This is a genomic window from uncultured Albimonas sp. (assembly GCF_963977235.1).
GTDB lineage: Bacteria > Pseudomonadota > Alphaproteobacteria > Rhodobacterales > Rhodobacteraceae > Albimonas.
The window spans coordinates 1-2,084 of sequence record NZ_CAXBOD010000144.1 but is presented as its reverse complement, the minus strand read 5'-3'; the positions used below and the strand labels follow the sequence as shown (position 1 = coordinate 2,084).

At 69.3% G+C, this 2,084-nt stretch carries 1 protein-coding gene; it reads right to left on the bottom strand.

Features of this window, described 5'->3' with window-relative positions; translation table 11 throughout:
* Window positions 1–186: 186 nt before the first annotated feature.
* On the bottom strand, window positions 187–2,084 hold a 1,898-nt coding region (locus AAC134_RS23805), incomplete at its 5' end, for a glutamate synthase-related protein (protein WP_339952297.1).

Genomic DNA, 2,084 nt, shown 5'->3' with positions numbered 1-2,084 from the left:
CGGAGAACAGGCGCGGCTTGTTCTTTGGTGAGTCAGGAGCTTCTCCCCCCTCGCCCCCGGCGCCCTCCTCGGGCGCCCCGCGACAACGCCCCTCCCAGGTCAAAGCCCGCCCGCAGGGCGCCCCCGTCCTCCCTCAACGAAAAGGGCGCGCCCCCGTGGACGCGCCCCCTCGATCGTCTCGGGCCCTCAGGCGGTCGCCTTCGCCTCCGCGTCCGACAGCGGATGGGAAAGCGCCTTGAGCATCTCCTTGGGGCAGACCTGCAGGAAGCGCCCGCGCTCCAGCTCCCAGTCGCGCAGCAGGCGGGTGGCGAGCGGGCTGCCCGTCTGCGCCGCATGCTCCTCGACCAGGGCCTTCAGCTCGCCCTCCCAGTGGGCCGACTCCAGCGGCTGCACCACCAGCGTCTCCATGTTGGCCCGCTTCCGGAAGTCGCCGTCCACGTCGTAGATGTAGGCCATGCCCCCGGTCATGCCGGCGCCGAAGTTGTCGCCCACCGCGCCCAGGATCACCGAGACGCCGCCGGTCATGTACTCGCAGCCGTTGGTCCCGCAGCCCTCGATCACCACCGAGGCGCCCGAGTTGCGCACGCAGAACCGCTCCCCGGCCCGGCCGTTGGCGAACAGCTTCCCGTCGGTGGCGCCATACAGCACCGTGTTGCCGATGATCGTGTTGGCCGAGGGGTCCAGCGGGCTGCCGCGGGTCGGCCGCACCACCACCACGCCGCCCGACAGGCCCTTGCCGACATAGTCGTTGGCGTCGCCCCAGACCTCGATCTTCAGCCCCGGCGCCGCGAAGGCGCCCAGCGACTGCCCGGCCGAGCCGTTCAGCTTCACCGTCAGGTGCCCCTCCTGCAGCCCGTTCTCGCGCATCCCGTAGGTCTGCACGATATGGCTGCTGACCCGCGCCCCCACGCTGCGCAGCGTGTTCTGAACCGAGTAGCTCAGCTCCATCTTCTCCTTCTTGTTGAAGAAGGGCCGGGCGTCCTCGACGATCTGGGCGTCGAGCGTGTCGGGCACCTCCACCCGCGGCTTGTCGCGCAGGTAGACGGCGTCCTTGCCCTCGTCGATCTTGATCAGCAGCGGGTTGAGATCGAGGTCGTCGAGATGCGCCGCGCCGCGCGACACCTGGCTCAGCAGGTCCGCCCGCCCGATCACCTCGTCCAGCGACCGCGCGCCGATGGAGGCGAGGATCTCCCGCACCTCCTGCGCATAGAAGGTGATCAGGTTCACCACCTTCTCGGCCGAGCCGGTGAACTTCGCCCGCAGCCGCGCGTCCTGGGTGCAGACGCCCACCGGGCAGGTGTTGGACTGGCACTGACGGACCATGATGCAGCCCATGGCGATCAGGGCGGCGGTGCCGATGCCGTATTCCTCGGCCCCCATCATCGCCGCGATCACGATGTCCCGACCGGTGCGCAGGCCGCCGTCGGTGCGCAGGGTGATGCGCTCGCGCAGGTTGTTGAGCGCCAGCACCTGGTGGGCCTCGGTCAGCCCCATCTCCCAGGGCAGGCCCGCATACTTGATCGAGGTCATCGGCGAGGCGCCGGTGCCGCCGTTGTGGCCCGAAATCAGGATCACGTCGGCCTTGGCCTTGGCCACGCCGGCCGCGATCGTGCCCACGCCCGTCGAGGACACCAGCTTCACGCAGACCTTGGCCCGCGGGTTGATCTGCTTGAGGTCGTAGATCAGCTGCGCGAGGTCTTCGATCGAGTAGATGTCATGGTGCGGCGGCGGCGAGATCAGGGTCACGCCGGGGGTCGAGTGCCGCAGCTTCGCGATCATCTCGGTCACCTTGAAGCCGGGCAGCTGCCCGCCCTCGCCGGGCTTGGCTCCCTGCGCGACCTTGATCTCCAGCTCTTCGCAGTGGTTGAGGTATTCCGCCGTCACGCCGAAGCGGCCCGAGGCCACCTGCTTGATCTTCGCGCTGGCGTTGTCGCCGTTGGGCATCGGCTCGAAATGCGCGGGATCCTCGCCGCCCTCGCCGGAGTCCGACTTCGCGCCGATCCGGTTCATGGCGATGTTGAGGGTCTTGTGCGCCTCGGGGCTGAGCGCGCCCAGCGACATGCCCGGCGTCACGAACCGCTTGC